Annotated in this window: 14 protein-coding genes; 4 read left to right on the top strand and 10 right to left on the bottom strand. The window is 56.2% G+C overall.

Annotated elements, in window-relative coordinates; all coding sequences use genetic code 11:
* Window positions 1-36: 36 nt before the first annotated feature.
* The 3 genes from RZ517_RS10950 to RZ517_RS10940 all read right to left on the bottom strand — a co-directional run bounded on the left by RZ517_RS10950 (window position 37) and on the right by RZ517_RS10940 (window position 2305).
* Window positions 37-261, bottom strand: coding sequence for a hypothetical protein (locus tag RZ517_RS10950; RefSeq protein WP_338548275.1), 225 nt, complete (start codon window positions 259-261; stop codon window positions 37-39).
* Window positions 258-1418, bottom strand: coding sequence for an aromatic ring-hydroxylating oxygenase subunit alpha (locus RZ517_RS10945; protein WP_338548274.1), 1161 nt, complete (start codon window positions 1416-1418; stop codon window positions 258-260). Before RZ517_RS10945 ends, RZ517_RS10950 begins: the two co-directional genes overlap by 4 nt.
* 98 nt (window positions 1419-1516) lie before the next feature.
* Window positions 1517-2305 carry a helix-turn-helix domain-containing protein gene (locus tag RZ517_RS10940; RefSeq protein ID WP_338548273.1) on the bottom strand — a complete coding sequence of 263 codons (789 nt, stop codon included), beginning with the start codon at window positions 2303-2305 and terminating at the stop codon, window positions 1517-1519.
* Between the two features lie 257 nt (window positions 2306-2562).
* Between RZ517_RS10940 and RZ517_RS10935 the strand changes: the two genes are divergently transcribed.
* Window positions 2563-2937 (top strand): hypothetical protein, encoded by a 375-nt coding sequence (locus RZ517_RS10935; RefSeq protein WP_338548272.1) that lies wholly within the window; start codon window positions 2563-2565, stop codon window positions 2935-2937.
* A 13-nt stretch (window positions 2938-2950) separates the two neighbouring features.
* Here the strand turns inward: RZ517_RS10935 and ilvN are convergent, their stop codons facing one another.
* From ilvN to RZ517_RS10900, 7 genes are all read right to left on the bottom strand, one after another.
* A complete protein-coding gene (gene ilvN, locus RZ517_RS10930; protein WP_338548271.1) occupies window positions 2951-3511 on the bottom strand; it encodes an acetolactate synthase small subunit in 561 nt (186 codons plus the stop codon).
* Entirely contained in the window at window positions 3499-4398 is a 900-nt protein-coding gene (locus tag RZ517_RS10925; RefSeq protein WP_338548270.1) for a class I SAM-dependent methyltransferase, read from the bottom strand. The genes ilvN and RZ517_RS10925 overlap by 13 nt, the downstream gene beginning before the upstream one ends.
* A gap of 30 nt (window positions 4399-4428) precedes the next feature.
* Window positions 4429-6186, bottom strand: a complete 1758-nt coding sequence (locus RZ517_RS10920; RefSeq protein ID WP_338548269.1) for an acetolactate synthase 3 large subunit — start codon at window positions 6184-6186, stop codon at window positions 4429-4431.
* 267 nt (window positions 6187-6453) lie between these two features.
* The gene (locus RZ517_RS10915; protein WP_338548268.1) at window positions 6454-7398 is read right to left on the bottom strand and encodes an agmatinase; all 945 of its coding nucleotides are present in this window, start codon (window positions 7396-7398) and stop codon (window positions 6454-6456) included.
* Between the two features lie 32 nt (window positions 7399-7430).
* Window positions 7431-8717: a tetratricopeptide repeat protein gene (locus RZ517_RS10910; protein WP_338548267.1), complete on the bottom strand. Its 1287-nt coding sequence runs from the start codon at window positions 8715-8717 to the stop codon at window positions 7431-7433.
* Window positions 8717-9367, bottom strand: coding sequence for a response regulator transcription factor (locus tag RZ517_RS10905; protein WP_338548266.1), 651 nt, complete (start codon window positions 9365-9367; stop codon window positions 8717-8719). The genes RZ517_RS10910 and RZ517_RS10905 overlap by 1 nt, the downstream gene beginning before the upstream one ends.
* Entirely contained in the window at window positions 9364-10791 is a 1428-nt protein-coding gene (locus tag RZ517_RS10900; protein WP_338548265.1) for a cache domain-containing protein, read from the bottom strand. The genes RZ517_RS10905 and RZ517_RS10900 overlap by 4 nt, the downstream gene beginning before the upstream one ends.
* Window positions 10792-11015: 224 nt before the next feature.
* Between RZ517_RS10900 and RZ517_RS10895 the strand changes: the two genes are divergently transcribed.
* The 3 genes from RZ517_RS10895 (at window position 11016) to RZ517_RS10885 (ending at window position 15505) form a co-directional block, all read left to right on the top strand.
* Window positions 11016-12098: a TRAP transporter substrate-binding protein gene (locus RZ517_RS10895; RefSeq protein ID WP_338548264.1), complete on the top strand. Its 1083-nt coding sequence runs from the start codon at window positions 11016-11018 to the stop codon at window positions 12096-12098.
* Between the two features lie 96 nt (window positions 12099-12194).
* The gene (locus RZ517_RS10890; protein WP_338548263.1) at window positions 12195-13085 is read left to right on the top strand and encodes a TRAP transporter small permease subunit; all 891 of its coding nucleotides are present in this window, start codon (window positions 12195-12197) and stop codon (window positions 13083-13085) included.
* 65 nt (window positions 13086-13150) lie between these two features.
* A complete protein-coding gene (locus RZ517_RS10885) occupies window positions 13151-15505 on the top strand; it encodes a TRAP transporter large permease subunit (protein ID WP_338548262.1) in 2355 nt (784 codons plus the stop codon).
* Window positions 15506-15561 lie beyond the last annotated feature (56 nt).

Genomic DNA, 15561 nt, shown 5'->3' with positions numbered 1-15561 from the left:
ACTTAAGCAACGGCTGCTATGGGCTCAAAGCAGCCATTAGTCCAAATACCGCTCCCGCCCCGCAGCCACCAGCCGGGCCTTCAACCTTTCCGCCTCATTCGACCCCGCTTCCAGCGCGAATACATACGCGTGGGTCAGGTAAAAACAGGCTGCGTTTTCGTCATTGGCGGCATCAGCAGCTTGCGTGTAGAGCCGGATGAGCGCCATGCGATCCCCGGCCTCATGGGCCGCGATCATCTGCACGTCAAGGCTCTCGCTCATTCGGCGGCTTTGGTGGCACCCCGATGCGCCTCAACCTTGCCCGCGACCCAGTCGTGGAAGCAATGCGTGGGGCTGTCCATCACGGGTGAGAACCGTCCGCCATCGAACTGATCGGCATGCCGCCCGCGCTGCATGCCCTCGACCACAAAGATGTCTTCCTCAAACACCTCTTTCCATTGTGCCGTGTTCTTGGCGCGCAACTTGGCATCAGTCTCGGGCGCCGCATAATAGAGATGAACATGCTCCACCGTGGCCTCTGGTCCCTTGGTTTCAAGCACGATGGTGAAGGCATGGTCGCGATGCACGCCCAGAAGTACGTTGGGATAAACCGCGATATACTCCGCCTGTTCATTCCATTTGGCCCCGACACCCTCAAAATCCGGGAAGATCTCACCGCCATCGCCCTTGAGCTGGCGATAGACCATGGTGCCTTGCCCGGAATAGGCGCCCGGCTTTTCGATGTGATAGTGATCTTCAAGCCGCGAGTAGCTGTTGAGGCCGGGATGTACCCAAGGCAGGTGATAGCTTTCGCAGTAGTTCTCGACCGCGAGCTTCCAGTTGGTCGTCACGCTCAGCTCAAACCTACTGTCTGATCCACCGTGATACAGCGGTTTGTCAAATTCCGCCCAGCGGGTGATGAGACCAGCATGTACTTCTTCAAAAGGTGCCGCATCACCAGAAGCATTGATCCAAACCACGTCACGCCAGACATGGCTGCGCACTTCAAGAAGGCCCAGCTCGTCGCGTTTGATCGCATCATGTGTGTTGTGGCCGGGTCCGCCCACATGTGGGGTTGAGACCAGCTTGCCCTTGGTGGAATAACACCACGAATGGTAGGGGCAGCGGATCGCCCCCTCGATTTTGCGCGGCTCTTCGACCAGGATCATGCCGCGATGGCGGCAGATGTTCTGAAATACCCGAACCTGCCCGTCCTTGTCCCGCAAGAGCAAAAGCGGCATGCCCAGAAAGGTGATCGGCTTGGCATCGCCCGGCTCCGGCACGTCAGCCGCCACGGCAAGACCTGCCCACTGAGAAAAGAGCAAGGCGTGCTTTTCTTCCTCAAAAACAGCCGGATCAATGTAATGTGCATTGGGCAGGCCATTGGCGTGCTCCACGCTGGTGCGCACAGAAGATAGATTGGTGACTGTATCGGACATGGGCAGCCTCAGAGTTGCAGTGGAACACAACAACCCTGCCAAAAAATCAGGACAAATCCCCACTTTTCACGACATAGGTTGTCCGGATGCGACAAGCATCAGCGAAATTCTTCGCTTAACCGCAGCAATCGCAGGTGGAACGGGGCAACCTGGTCTTTGGAGACCAGGCCAGATTGGCGCGCTGCTGCCAAAACCGCGTTGGTGTTTTCGCCGAGATATTCATAAACCATGCGCGCAGCCCTGCGGCCGGTGAGTTTTTCGCGCACCGTTCTGGTGGCATACCCTTCCCAGATGTTGGATTGAAACGACGTCTCTGGAGTCAGAAAGTTGAAGGAACAAGCCAGAGAATTGCGGTGTGTCACCACGGCCATGACACCTTCTTCCTGGCGCAGGACGAGACCGCGATACTCACGGTTGGACGAGGCCGTAGACAGCCCTTGGCTGCGCATCGCGCTGCGCGGCTCAAATCCCCGCAGGAACGTATAGTTGTTACGGCGGGTGACATGAACCAGACCGGTGGTGAATTGCGTATCGTCAATAAAGCTACGGCGGACAAACATGAAAAAACCACTTGGAAACAGCGTATGGGACACCTTTGTGGCGTCTCCACCGAAGTAGCCTTCCAAAAACTTCTGGTTCAATAGGTCCGATGACACAGGATCCAGGTCTTCGATAGGATCCAGCAATATCCGTGCATCCACGCCAAAGAACGTGCAGATCTGATCAAGCACGTCGGGTCTTGGAAAGCTTTCTCCAGACAAGTATCGGTTGTATTGCGTGCGGTTGATTCCCAAATCGCGGCACAGACCCGCCACAGAAGGATAATCTGCGCTCAGGGTTTTGAGGTTTGCGCCAAACACAGCCCTGATGGCGGCGGGGTTTCGCATTTCCCGATGTTTTTTCGTGTCGGCTTTGTCGAACAACGGCGCATACCATACTGGTGAAAAAGAATGTGACTCATAACATAGCGCGGTTTGTGGAGATTTGGGAAAAAACATGAATATCCCAAAATAGTGACGCCAAATAGCGTCACTATTGAGAAAAGTTGACACAAATTCCCGGAAAATACCCCCATATTAATAGCTGTACGGAGCACGTCTGCCCACTATCTTTACTGGCATAGGGTTGCGGAAATGGGGACGACATGTACGGCGTAGTATTATGGAGCGATTCAAAGTGTGACAGGGCGTTGATCTGGTGTGAAGACCACGGAAAACTTGCGTTTTTCAACGGTCAATCGGACCGGCCTGACACTTTAGAGGCGATTGAGGCAGGAGATCTTGTCAAACTAGAGTTGGAAGAAACGCGCGATTTCCGGCTAGCCAAGGATGTTGAGCTGGTATCGTCGGACGAATACCCACAACTGGCAGATACCTTGCTGGAAGTTGGGGAGAATTTCTTACCTGAGGCAATGCAACAGGCGCGTGGCCCAGAGAGTAACGTCATACCATTTGGTCGGCCTCAGCCCATGGCCAAGTCGGAAACGGCTTCAAAGAAGTCTGCTTTGCCTGGGTCATAAGGGTCGCTTGCACCTAATCCCCACGCAAGAGGGCGGCCACACCGGTGCGCGCAATTTCCTGTAACCCCAATGGGCGCATCAAGTCGGAAAAGGCGTCAACCTTTTCCGGCGCACCGGTGATTTCAAAGACAAAACTGTCAAGCGTGCTGTCGACCACATTTGCACGGAAGATATCTGCAAGCCGCAGGGCTTCGACGCGTTTCTCGCCTTCGCCTGTCACCCGCAGCAATGCCAATTCACGTTCTACCGAGGGGCCTTCTACTGTTAGGTCATTGACCTGATGTACAACGACAATGCGGCCGAGCTGTGCTTTGATTTGTTCGATGATTTGCGGTGTACCTGTGGTCACGATTGTGATGCGCGACTGATGGCCTTCGTGGTCAACCTCGGCCACGGTCAGGCTGTCAATGTTGTATCCACGCCCCGAAAACAACCCAATGACGCGTGCAAGGACGCCGGGTTCGTTGTCAACGATGACAGCCAGAGTATGCCGCTCGGCCATGTCCGAAAACGTGGGGCGCAGGTTATAGGCCGAATGGCTGGTTGCGCCTTTTTTTATTTTTAGGGCTGACATGATGATGCCTCCGATGCGTGTCTCGCTTGTTCAGGTTTGGTCCAAAGACCAAAGCCAAAATGATAAATTCCCCGGTCGCGCAAAGATTCGTCCAGCGCTATAACCCGGTCATGAAGGCTTGGGTCTTTTTCCTCCAAACCAGTCATGAAGCCACCGCAGAGATGAATCACAGAGCCGCCTAAAACTGTCATCTTTTGGCCGGTATGCTTCTCGTATGCGGCAGGTATCAGATTGGACTGTGGGGCTTCGGACGGGTCGCGCAGAAATTGCTTGAATCTTCGGAATGGTGAGCGACGGCGCACGCGTTTGGGTGCGACGCCCACAATGTGGTGGTTTTCTTTAAGAAACTGACGCGCTGTATTGGTTTCAATCGGAAGCCATTGCAGTCGCGTTGGTCCAATGTACTCGGACACAACCAGATGTCCGCCAGGTTTTAGCGCACGCACGGACCATTCAACCGCTTTGTCCACATCGAACATGTGATGCAAAGCGCTGCGCCAGAACACCAGGTCATACTCTCCATCAAAGTCTTGTTCGAGCGCATCGGCCAAATGCGCTGAAAAGTTTTTACTCATTCCGGCGTCAGCTGCATTCTTCTGCGATTGTTCCACGCGATCAGCGGACACTTCGAACAGATCAAAGTGTTCGACCAGCCCCGCCTTGACCAAATCGCGCTCGTATACACCTGTGCCAGCACCCACAGAGATGGCTCGCGAGAGGGTTTTACCGCCCGACGCTTTTCGAATTGCACCGGTGTAGCCAGTTTCGAAATCAGGGCACATTTGAGTGTCAAAATGCGCCACGAATTGCGGGTTGTCCTGCCACCGCCGGTTCGGCTTGGGCGGCTTCCATTTTCGTCCCGAAATCTTGTGAAGGATTTTCTTCAATGTCAGGCTCCCTTGGACAGGCGGTGCTGGTTAAACCAGCACCGCGCCGCCTGCATCAATAGCGTCTTTGGTTGAGGCGTTTTCGCCCAGAAGCATTTCGTTATGCGCTTTGCCCGAAGGGATCATCGGGAAGCAGTTTTCGTGCTTTTCCACCAGACAATCAAAGATCACGGGCCCATCGTGATTGATCATCTCCATGATCGCATCATCAAGATCGGCGGGGTCGTTGCAGATTATCCCCTTGGCGCCAAACGCCTCAGCCAGTTTGACGAAATCGGGCAGGGCATCTGACCAGCTGTGCGAATAGCGCTCGCCATGCAAGAGTTCCTGCCATTGCCGCACCATGCCAAGCCGTTCGTTGTTGAGGATGAATTGCTTAACGGGCAGGCGGTACTGCACCGCGGTGCCCATTTCCTGCATGTTCATCAGCCAAGAAGCCTCGCCCGCCACATTGATCACAAGCGCGTCGGGATGGGCGATTTGCACGCCGATTGAGGCGGGGAAGCCGTAACCCATCGTGCCCAAGCCCCCGGATGTCATCCAGCGGTTTGGATCTTCAAAGCCAAGATACTGTGCCGCCCACATCTGATGCTGGCCCACTTCGGTACAGATATACCGGTCATGGTCCTTGGTCAGCGCCTCAAGCCGATCCAGCGCATATTGCGGCTTGATCGTCTTGCCCGCTTGCGTGAAGGCCAGACAGTTGATCTTTTTCCAGTCGTTGATCTGCTTCCACCATTTGTCAATGGCTTCGCGATTTACCTGACGACCGCGCTCTGTCCAGACATCCGTGAGCTGTTTCAGCACGGTGGCGACGTCGCCCACAATGGGGAAATCGGTGCGGATGACCTTGTTGATCGACGAGGGATCAATATCAATATGGGCGCGTTGCGATCCGGGGCTGAATGCATCGAGCCGCCCGGTGATCCGGTCATCAAAGCGGGCGCCGATATTGATCAACAAATCGCAATCATGCATGGCCATGTTGGCCTCATAAAGGCCGTGCATGCCCAGCATTCCGATCCAGTTTTTGCCCGACGCCGGATAACAACCCAGACCCATCAGGGTCGAGGTGATCGGAATGCCAGTGGCGTCGACCAGATTGCGCAACAGCTTGGTGGCCTCGTCTCCGGAATTGATCACCCCGCCGCCCGTGTAGAAGATCGGCCGCTTGGCCGTTTCGAGCGCCTCTACCAGTTCTGCGATGGTCTCGATGTCGCCTTCCATCTGTGGTTGGTAATGCGATACCTTCGTCTTCTCCGGCGGTGTGTAGGTGGCAGAGGCAAATTGCACATCCTTGGGAATGTCCACCAAAACCGGCCCCGGACGCCCCGAGGTGGCCACGTGAAAGGCCTCATGAATGGTTTGCGACAGGCGCTCGGTCTCCTTCACAAGCCAGTTATGCTTGGTGCAGGGGCGGGTGATGCCAACGGTATCGGCCTCCTGAAACGCGTCCGAGCCGATCATGAAGGTCGGGACCTGACCCGTGAGAACCACAATCGGAATGGAATCCATCAGCGCATCGGTGATGCCCGTGACCGCGTTGGTCGCGCCGGGGCCAGATGTCACAAGAACAACACCGGGCTTGCCCGTTGAGCGCGCATAGCCTTCGGCGGCATGCACAGCTCCCTGTTCATGACGCACAAGGATGTGGCGAATATCATTCTGCTGAAAAACCTCGTCATAAATCGGTAGCACGGCACCCCCGGGATATCCGAATACGACGTCCACACCCTGATCCTTCAGGGCTTGAACCACCATTTTCGCTCCGGTCATCTGACGTGCCATCTGTTCTCTCCGTTCATGACATCATTCATTTGTCTTACGCACAAAAAAGCCCTCGGGTTTTTCCGAGGGCGCATGGGGGACCATTATGGTATCCGTTACCGGCCCATGCGCCATTTGCCTACAATTACGACTAGTTCCGCCATTTTGGCCGACTCCTTTATACGCGTTCGGGGACACTAGGTTGGGGGTGCGAGGGCGTCAACAGGATTTGTGAAAAAAATGTCGCGGTGCAGCATATTTCTTTACGAATGTTGCGTTGAGCGGTTTTCACCTTGCTCGTGCCGCGGCACCGATGAAGTTACAAATCAGCCTTTCAGCGTGCACAAGTGTGGTGTTGCCCACGTCATGGCTGGGGGCAATCTCGACGATATCCATGCCCACCATACGCCCCTTGGCAAAGAGCCCGTGCAGCAATTTATGCATCTGCACCCAGCTCAGGCCACCGGGGGCCTGATACATCACGCCAGGCATGATTGTGGGGTCAAGTCCATCTGCATCTACGGTGAGGTAGTAAGGCCCACCATCGGGGATACGGTCCAGCACGGCCTGCATGCCAATGTCATGCATCTCATAGGCGGTGATGATGTCCGCCCCATAGGCGCGGGCGATCTCGACTTCTTCGGGCCGCGCGCTGCCGATGCCGCGTATTCCGATCTGGATGATGTCGCCAATCCAGCTCATTTCAGAGGCACGGCGGATCGGGCTGGAATATCCCTCACGCTCGCCATTCACATCATCGCGCCAGTCTATATGGGCATCGACTTGCACCAGTGTGATCTTTTCTCCGATGGCCTCAAGTGCGCGTAGCACCGGGATCGGGATGCCGTGATCGCCGCCGATGGAAATAAGCGATGTGTCGGCGTTGAGAATCTGACGTGTGGCGGCTTCTGCGTTGCGGTAATGTGCGCCGGGGTCGGACATGTCGGCGATGACATTGCCGCAGTCGACCACCTTGGCCCCGGTATCGCCCAGAAGGGTGCCTCCGAAATCAAAATTGTAGCTATTGAGCATATAGTCGGGCCGCAGCGTCGCTTGCCGGAGCGCATCCGGGGCGCGGCTTTGATCATTGGCGAGCTCGTCGGGACCATAAGGTTTGCCATATGGGATGCCAAGGATCGCGATATCCGCGTCGAGGGTCTCAAGGTCATCGGCGAATGGGAAGCCAAGAAACGTATTGGGAACGCTGTCTGGCTTGGCGACGAGCTTGGTCATAAGGGGCCTCCTGGGCTGTTTGCCGGTTTAGCTTATGCTGCGCTTTGCAGTATGGCCAGTGGCGGGGATTTTGCCAGTTCCGGGCGGCGCAGAGCAAGCGTGCGTTTGGCCTCATCAATGCGATTAAGGCGCATGAGGACATTCACATAGGTGAGTTCCAGCAAATCCCGCTGTGCGCGGCTACCGCCCAGGCGCTCATGCGTGGCCATCACAGGTGTAAGGTCATCCAGAGCGTCAGGCCAGTTTTCATGCGCAATCGCTTTGAACGCACGCGCAATCGGCCGCACCAGATCTCCGGCGAACCCTTTGGCAGTCTCTGCGATATAGGCAAGCCGCTCGCCTTCACCGGCCATGGCGTGGCTGAGCGCGGCGTGCAGATCGGCAAAGCTCTGGCCAGTTTCGGGAAAGAATTGCGCGGCGTAGTCGCTCAAAGCGCTCCAACGCTCTGGTGCTACAGGTAAGCCAGCCAGATCAGCACGGTGATAGATCGCTGCTGTGTCTGTTAGCACGTTGATTGGCAAACCCTTGGCCCCACCTGGCGCGACGGCGCTGTCCACAACGGACCAGAGCGCCTTTTCATCGCCATCGGCCAGCGCCCAAAGTGCTTGATGCCAACTGAGGTGGCTGTGCAGAACAGACCGATCATCATAATCCGGCATCCATTTCGCCAGATAAGCCCGGCCCGCAGCAGTTTCGCCTGCCTCGTATTGCGCATGCGCTTTGAAATGCGACCCGTTTGCGTTGCGCGGCTCAATCGCAAGGGACTTTTCCATGAGCATGATGGACGCATCGGTCTGTCCGGTTTCGCAGAGCGAGAGGGCATGCATCGACATCATCCACCAGTCCTCGCCGTAATGCGGCAAAAGCGCGTTGGTATAGGCCAGAAGGGCGGCTTCGCGGCCCACCTCACCGGAAAAACCGATGAGGCCAAAGACATTGGTGCACATCTGAGCAGCCAGCACATCGCGCGGGTAGCTGCGCACATGCTCTTCCACCATGCGCCGGGTCTGGGCCGGTTTGCCCGCAAGCAGCATGTCAAACGCGGCGACATGGGCCGCCTCACGCGCTGTGACGCCCTTGGTCAGAGACATGGCGGTGGCCACAGAGGTTTTGGCGGCGTCCATCTGCGCGGCCATCATCTGTGCTCGTGCGAAGGCGGCGTGGCCCAAGGCAAATCCAGGGTCAGCTGCAACGGCGTCAGAGAAAGCCTCGACCGTGCCGTAGTTGCCGCTCAGAAAAAGCTGAATGCCTGTGTCATACGCATCCCGCGCGGCATCGGATGAGGTCGTGATGGTGTTGCCGTAGCAGTCTTTCCGCATCAGAGAGACACCCCAGTGCCCTGCAATACGCCATGCTCCAAAGCGTAGCGCGTCAGACCAGCCGTTGAGGAGATACCAAGCTTGCGCTTGATGTTCTTGCGATGTGTTTCCACCGTGCGCACCGAGATATCAAGTTCCAGAGCGACCTCCTTGTTCGACTTGCCCTGGGCCAGTTGCAGCAGGATTGTTTGTTCGCGATTGGTCAATTGTTCTCGGGCATCCGAGCCATCCGGATTGAGCGACCCTTCCGCTCCGGTGCATAAATACCGTTCACCGCGCATGACCGTGTCGATGGCCTGCTTGATCTCTTCGGTGGGCACATCCTTGAGCACATAGCCCATGGCCCCGTGGCTCAGAGCCGATGAGATGTATTCAGGACTGTCATGCATGCTCAGAATGAGGATACGCATATCGGGGCGGCGTTCGAGCAACATCTCTGTTGTACTCAGCCCGCCGATACCCGGCATGTTGAGGTCAAGCAGAATGACATCGGGATCTAAACTCTCACTTTGATCGATGATATCCTGACCGGTCGAGAGGGTCGCGATCACCTCGATATCGTCATAGCTTTCGAGAATGGCCTGAATGCCCTCGGCGACCATGGGGTGGTCATCAACAATGGCAATGCGAATTGGAACGGGTGCGGTCATGCGCTGGCCTTTGTTTCTGGCTCTGTGCCTTCCTGCGGGGGCAACAGGTGTGACAGAGGAACGGTGGCTTCAATAACGGTGCCGGTTTTGCTCGACAAAACACGCAGAGTGCCGTCGAGCTGTTCGATACGCTCTTGCATATTGCGCAGGCCCAGGCCGCTCGATGGGGTGGCGTTGGTTTGGGAATGGTCCAGCCCATGACCATCATCGGCGATGCGCAATGTGGCTCCCTTGGCATGACCGCGCACCTCGACGGTGACACGGCCTGCACCCGCATGGCGTTCGACATTGGTCAGCGCCTCTTGCGCAACGCGGTAGAGGGCCGTCTTGGCGTCTTTGTCGAGGCGGTTGCGGAAAGGGACAGTTTTGAAATCTGTCTGAAGTCCGGTGCGTGTGCCGAAATCCTCGACGAGGGATTTCAAGGCCGGGCCAAGCCCCAGATCATCCAGCACACCGGGACGCAGATCACGGCTGATGCGGCGGACCTCCTGAATGGCACCGGAGAGATTTTCGATGCCTTTATCAAGCGTCTCGCTTGCCTGCTCATCACCAGACGCAAAGCGGCGCCGGGCGCTATCCAAAGCATACCGCACACCCACCAAGATCTGACTAATCCCGTCATGCAATTCACGCGCAACGCGTCCGCGCTCTTCTTCCTGTGCGTCAAACACCCGCTGGGTCAGCTTCTTGAGCTTTGCGTCGGCCAAACGGCGTTCACGAATGTTAATGAAGAGGCCCGAGGCAAAGACGACCAAAAGAGCGGCCAGCGTCAGCGCGCCGATATACAGGAATGTCTTGCGAATGCGCGTCTCGACATCAGCCTTGGCGGCATTCACGGTGGCGGTGACATCATCAATAAACACGCCTGTGCCAATGGCCCACCGCCAGTCCTGCAGGCCAATTGTATAGGTCACCATCTGCGCCTTTTCGCCCGTAGAAGGCTTGGTCCACTCATAGCTGTGATATCCGCCGCCAGAGCGCGCGAGACGTATGATTTCGTCGGTGATACCCGTGCCAAACGCATCTTCAAGCCCGGTCCAGTTGCGGCCTATCAATTCAGTCCGACGGGGACTGACGAGGTTGTTGCCTTCATAATCGTAAACGAAGAAATATCCGTCCTGCCCATAGACCATACCCGCCAGGATTTGCGTCACCGCAAGCTTGGCCTCTTCATCATCTGGTGCGGCTCGACCGTAGATGTTGATGATCGCCGTACGTGCAATCGACAGATAGTTCTTCAACTCATCGCGTTTGGCGGTAATGAGCTGTTGTTCCAAGTTGCGGATTTCGCGCTCGGCCAGTTGCCGTGATTGCAACGTCACCAGAACAGATATCGTCACCGCCGCGATGATCAGCGGCAGCGTGGCTGTCAGAAAAAGCTTCTGACCATAGTTCAGATGAATGCGAAAACGCTCCAATCCCATACCGAATCGTTAAATCGAATCGACCGCGTTGCCCAGTAAATTTGCTGAAAAACAGGGCAAGAGCGCCTCTGAAAACGTTGAAAACGGGCAGAATGTTGATCGCGCTACGTAGTAGTCGGTATTCCAATAATCCGAATCGCGCGCTAGGGTCCGCGCACTTGCAACGATCCGCGCCGAGACCTCGACGTCTCTGGCGCATTCATTGACTTGGGAGGATATACCATATGGATCGTCGTTCTTTTCTGAAAAATACAGCTCTGGGTGGCTCGGCCGCCGCCGCGACATCGCTGGCAGCACCGGCTTACGCTCAGGGCAACCGGACCCTGACCATGGTGACCAGCTGGGGCCGTGGTCTGGCGGGTGTGTTTGATGCCGCACAAAAATGCGCTGACAACATCAACGCTATGACCGATGGCACGTTGACTATCGAAGTGAAAGCCGCAGGAGAGCTGGTTGGCGCCTTTGAAGTGTTTGATGCCGTGACCGCCGGTCAGGCCGATATGTATCACGCCGCTGACTACTACTTCGTCAGTCAGCATCCAGGGTTTGCCTTCTTCACAGGTGTGCCCTTTGGTATGACAGCGACCGAGCTGAACAACTGGTACTACCACGGCAACGGTCAGGCGATGCATGACAAGCTGGGTGAAATCTTTGGCCTGAAATCCTTCCTGGCGGGGAACACCGGCACACAGGCGGGCGGCTGGTTCGCCAAGGAAATCAAAGGCCCTGAAGACTTCAACGGTCTGAAATTCCGTATGCCTGGCCTGGGCGGCAAAGCTCTGGGTTACATGGGTGCATCGGTTCAGAACCTGCCAGGTGCGGAAGTGTACCAGGCGCTAGCCTCTGGTGCGATTGACGGAACCGAGTGGATTGGCCCTTGGGCGGACGAAAAAGCCGGTTTCCAGGAAATCACAAAGTTCTACTACACTGCGGGCTTCCATGAGCCGGCGGCGGGTCTGTCGCTCGCGACAAACCGCGAAGTGTTTGAGAGCCTGGCGCCAGCGCACCAGTCGGCCATCGAGATTGCAGCAGGCCACGCCAACGTGTGGAACCTCAGCCAGTTCCTGATGAACAACGGTGCGGCGCTTGAGCGTCTGAAAGCCGGTGGTGTGAACGTTCTGGAATTCCCGGATTCAGTTTGGGATGCCATGGGCACCGCGTCGCAGCAGGTCTATGACGAATTCATGGGCGACGAGCTTTTCGCGGAGATCTTCAATGATTACCGCGACTCGATGAAGGCGTCCTCTGGCTGGCTGACACAGTCGATCAGCGCGTACCGCAACCAGCGCGACCGCGTTCTGGCCTAGTCGGAAAAACAGAAAACTTAGACCGGGCCTTGCTTTAGGCCCGGTCACTCAGGTTAAGATCGGCAAACGATCACATAACAAAAGGCGTGGGGACAAATGCTGGACGCAATCGTCTGGTTTTTCCAGAATATCGCGCTTGCCTTTTATAATTTCGCATATGCGATCACACATCCGGCAAGCTGGCTGAACTGGTCTGACAAAGAAGCGATCATGCGCTTCGTCTATTACGGTGGATCGGTCGAGTTTTTCTTCGTCGTCTTCACGGCGATTTTGATCATGACCGGCATCGGGCTGTGGAAAAACAGCTTCATGTGGGGCTGCGTAAGGGTGATGGAAGGTTTTGCCAACGTGGTGGGCCGCCTCTTTGCCTGGGCCGGCCTGATCATGGTGCTGCAGCAGATCGTCATCGTCTTTATTCAGCGCATTTTTGTGCGCCCTGACATCTCTTTTGGTCTTGGCATCGAACTGGCCTTTGACATCAGCTGGTGGGCCGAAATGCTTAAACTGCACAACGCTATGGTCGTGGCGCTGTGTTGTACCTACACCTTTGTGCAGGGTGGGCATGTGCGTGTTGACCTGTTCTATGCCGGGGTAAAATTCCGGACGAAAAAGATCATCGACATGACAGGTAGCATTATCTTCATGTTGCCCACTGCCGTGCTGGTCTGGATGTATGGCTGGTACTTCATGTGGCGCCACCTGATCACGCCGAAACCGTCGGCCTCTGATACGCTCGATCGCCTGATGCTCAAGGCCAAGGCGGTGCGCTGGAACGTGGAAACAATCGGCTTTAGCCCGAACGGCTTCAATGCCTATTTCCTATTCAAAATTCTCATGGTGGCGTTTGCCGGCATGGTCTTTATCCACGCCATCGCATTTTTCTATCGCTCTTACCTTGAATGGAAAGAAGGCGAGGAAAGTGAAGGAAAATACCTCGACAAGGACAGCCTTGGGGAAGGTGAAGAAGCCTATGAGGGGACGCACTGATGGAACGTTTTCAGCAAAAGTGGGAACCGGTTTTGCGGTTCGAAAACGTGACGGTGGAGGCCTAGATGTTGTTTGGACTTGATGGCGTCGAGATCGGCCTGATCATTGTATTTCTATGCCTCTTCGGGGGTATCCTCTCGGGCTTCCCAGTGGCCTTTGCCATTGGTGGGGCCGGGGTCATCTCCTTTGGCATTATCGCCGCGCTAGATAGCGCCGGGTTGCTCATACACCAGGCGATAGACACCGGTTCTGAGGCGTATCGCGTGCTCTTATCAGAAGGGTTGAAAGCCGAGACAATATCCGTTTTTACCCACCCTGATTTGCCGCGAATAGGCACGCCTGTTTTCCCGCAAGGCTGGGAAACCGCGCTTGATCGCAACGTCAGCTTTGTCGTCAATCGTATGAACGAACGCGTCTTTGCGGGGCAATCCATTGAGACTTTGCTGGCCGTTCTGATGTTTGTTCTGATGGGCATTACGCTTGAACGCTCCAAAATCGCCAACGACCTTCTGACCACAATGGCGCGTGTCTTTGGCCCGCTACCCGGTGGTCTGGCTGTGTCGGTAGTGGTCGTGGGCGCCTTCCTTGCCGCCTCAACCGGGATCGTGGGGGCAACCGTGGTTACTATGGGGCTGCTGAGCCTGCCCACCATGTTGCGCAACAACTATAGCCCTGAGATTGCCACTGGCGTCATCGCCGCCTCGGGCACGTTGGGGCAGATCATTCCGCCTTCGATTGTGATCGTTCTTCTGGGCACGCTTGCCGGTGATCTGTACTCGGTCGCGCAGGAAAACCGCGCGCAGGAGGCAGGATGCACTGATGCGCTCACCTATCTTGGTGAACCTGCCGTTGTCTCGGTTGGCACGCTGTTCCAGGCGGCTTTGTTGCCCGGCATCCTTCTGGCCTTGCTCTATGCGCTCTATGCCTTTGGCTATGCTCTGGTGAACCCAAGCCGTGCACCTGCGGTGGAAATGGGCAGCACCAATTCCGAGCCGATCACACGCTCGGAAAGCTTCACCTGGTTTTTGGGCGTTCCCACAGCCCTCATTGCAGGTGTGATCCTGATGGGACAAATCAACATCGTCGGATCTCAAGACCTGACCGTGGACAGCTTTAGCGCACAGGGCCAATCGGCCAGCTTGCGCACAAATGTCAGCCCAGAATGTCAGGCATCTATGATCGAGTTGCACGGCCAGGCTGCGTGGGATGCGGCAGTTGCTGAACAAGAGGAAATTGATGCGGCTGGTGGCGTTCAGCAGTCCAAGGAGTTGACCGAGGAAGAGGTCGCCGAGGCGTTGTCGTCCAAGATCGCCAATGCCGCGCCGATCGGAACCGGTGTCGCCATCTTGTTCCTGCTCTTTGCTCTGGTTCTCGCCGTGGCGCGCGGCATCAAACCGTCTGCCAGCTCCAAACCTTTGTTGGTGGGTGCTGTTGGGGTCGTGCTGGCATTGCTCGCGGACATTCTGATCATTGGCCCTCAGATGTCCTCGGGTGCGTCTTTCCTCGTATTGGCGATCCCAACGGTGCTGGCCCTATACGGATGCGCGCATGGGGCAGGGCGGCTGGCACAGAATGAGCTTATCCGCGTGGTCTTTCCACCGCTGGTTCTCATTATTGCCGTGCTTGGCTCGATCCTTGGTGGCATCACCAATCCAACACCCGCCGCTGCTCTGGGCGCAGGTGGCGCGATCATGCTGGCAGCCTATCGCAAGCTGAAGGACGAGGAACGCTCCGGACGGATCATCCTTTTTGCGACCTTCGCTATTGTTGTTGCCATTCTGATCGGGGTGAATTTCGATCTGCGCATTAACGTTGCCAATGTCAGCTTTGAAACCTGGGTTGCGTTCTTCTTTGCCAAGGCGGCGTATCTCTATGCACTTTTCGGGCTGCTCTTTGCCTGCTGGGTGCTCTTTGCAGGCGGTGTTCTGACCCCGGTGGTGCGCGAGACGGCCAAGGTCACGAGCATGGTCTTTACCATTCTCATCGGATCGCAGCTTTTGAACCTCGTGGTGATCTCATTTGGCGGCGAGCATTATATCCAGCAATTCCTCAAAAGCTTTGACAACGAGTTCAAGGTCTTCCTGATCGTGATGCTGGTGCTCTTTGTGCTGGGCTTTGTCCTCGACTTTCTGGAGATCATTTACATCGTGATCCCCATCGTCGGGCCGGTGATTTATGGCGGCACGTTTGACCCCAAATGGGTGACCATCATGATCGCGGTGAACCTGCAAACCTCGTTCCTGACACCGCCCTTTGGATTTGCGCTCTTTTACTTACGAGGGGTCGCGCCGAAGGAAGTCACGACCGGGCATATCTACCGTGGTGTGGCGCCTTTCGTACTGATCCAGGTGGTGGGTCTGGCGATCCTGTGGTTCTTCCCCGATATTGTAACGATCCTGCCGGATCTGATCGGGCGGTAACACTCGACAAGACCAAAGGCCAAGACTAAGAGAAAGGCCGCCTCAGGAGGGCGGTC

Origin of the sequence: Roseovarius sp. S88 (assembly GCF_037023735.1) — a bacterium.
Lineage (GTDB): Bacteria > Pseudomonadota > Alphaproteobacteria > Rhodobacterales > Rhodobacteraceae > Roseovarius > Roseovarius phycicola.
The sequence above is the reverse complement of the archived record's forward strand: the minus strand, read 5'-3'. Positions and strand labels throughout refer to the sequence as shown.

What these genes read in the sequence shown, in the direction of transcription:
- RZ517_RS10940 (WP_338548273.1), bottom strand. Translation starts at nt 2,305, where the DNA reads ATGCGAAACCCCGCCGCCATCAGGGCTGTGTTTGGCGCAAACCTCAAA.
- RZ517_RS10920 (WP_338548269.1), bottom strand. Translation starts at nt 6,186, where the DNA reads ATGGCACGTCAGATGACCGGAGCGAAAATGGTGGTTCAAGCCCTGAAG.
- RZ517_RS10945 (WP_338548274.1), bottom strand. Translation starts at nt 1,418, where the DNA reads ATGTCCGATACAGTCACCAATCTATCTTCTGTGCGCACCAGCGTGGAG.
- RZ517_RS10890 (WP_338548263.1), top strand. Translation starts at nt 12,195, where the DNA reads ATGCTGGACGCAATCGTCTGGTTTTTCCAGAATATCGCGCTTGCCTTT.
- ilvN (WP_338548271.1), bottom strand. Translation starts at nt 3,511, where the DNA reads ATGTCAGCCCTAAAAATAAAAAAAGGCGCAACCAGCCATTCGGCCTAT.
- RZ517_RS10950 (WP_338548275.1), bottom strand. Translation starts at nt 261, where the DNA reads ATGAGCGAGAGCCTTGACGTGCAGATGATCGCGGCCCATGAGGCCGGG.
- RZ517_RS10900 (WP_338548265.1), bottom strand. Translation starts at nt 10,791, where the DNA reads ATGGGATTGGAGCGTTTTCGCATTCATCTGAACTATGGTCAGAAGCTT.
- RZ517_RS10910 (WP_338548267.1), bottom strand. Translation starts at nt 8,717, where the DNA reads ATGCGGAAAGACTGCTACGGCAACACCATCACGACCTCATCCGATGCC.
- RZ517_RS10895 (WP_338548264.1), top strand. Translation starts at nt 11,016, where the DNA reads ATGGATCGTCGTTCTTTTCTGAAAAATACAGCTCTGGGTGGCTCGGCC.
- RZ517_RS10935 (WP_338548272.1), top strand. Translation starts at nt 2,563, where the DNA reads ATGTACGGCGTAGTATTATGGAGCGATTCAAAGTGTGACAGGGCGTTG.
- RZ517_RS10905 (WP_338548266.1), bottom strand. Translation starts at nt 9,367, where the DNA reads ATGACCGCACCCGTTCCAATTCGCATTGCCATTGTTGATGACCACCCC.
- RZ517_RS10915 (WP_338548268.1), bottom strand. Translation starts at nt 7,398, where the DNA reads ATGACCAAGCTCGTCGCCAAGCCAGACAGCGTTCCCAATACGTTTCTT.
- RZ517_RS10885 (WP_338548262.1), top strand. Translation starts at nt 13,151, where the DNA reads ATGTTGTTTGGACTTGATGGCGTCGAGATCGGCCTGATCATTGTATTT.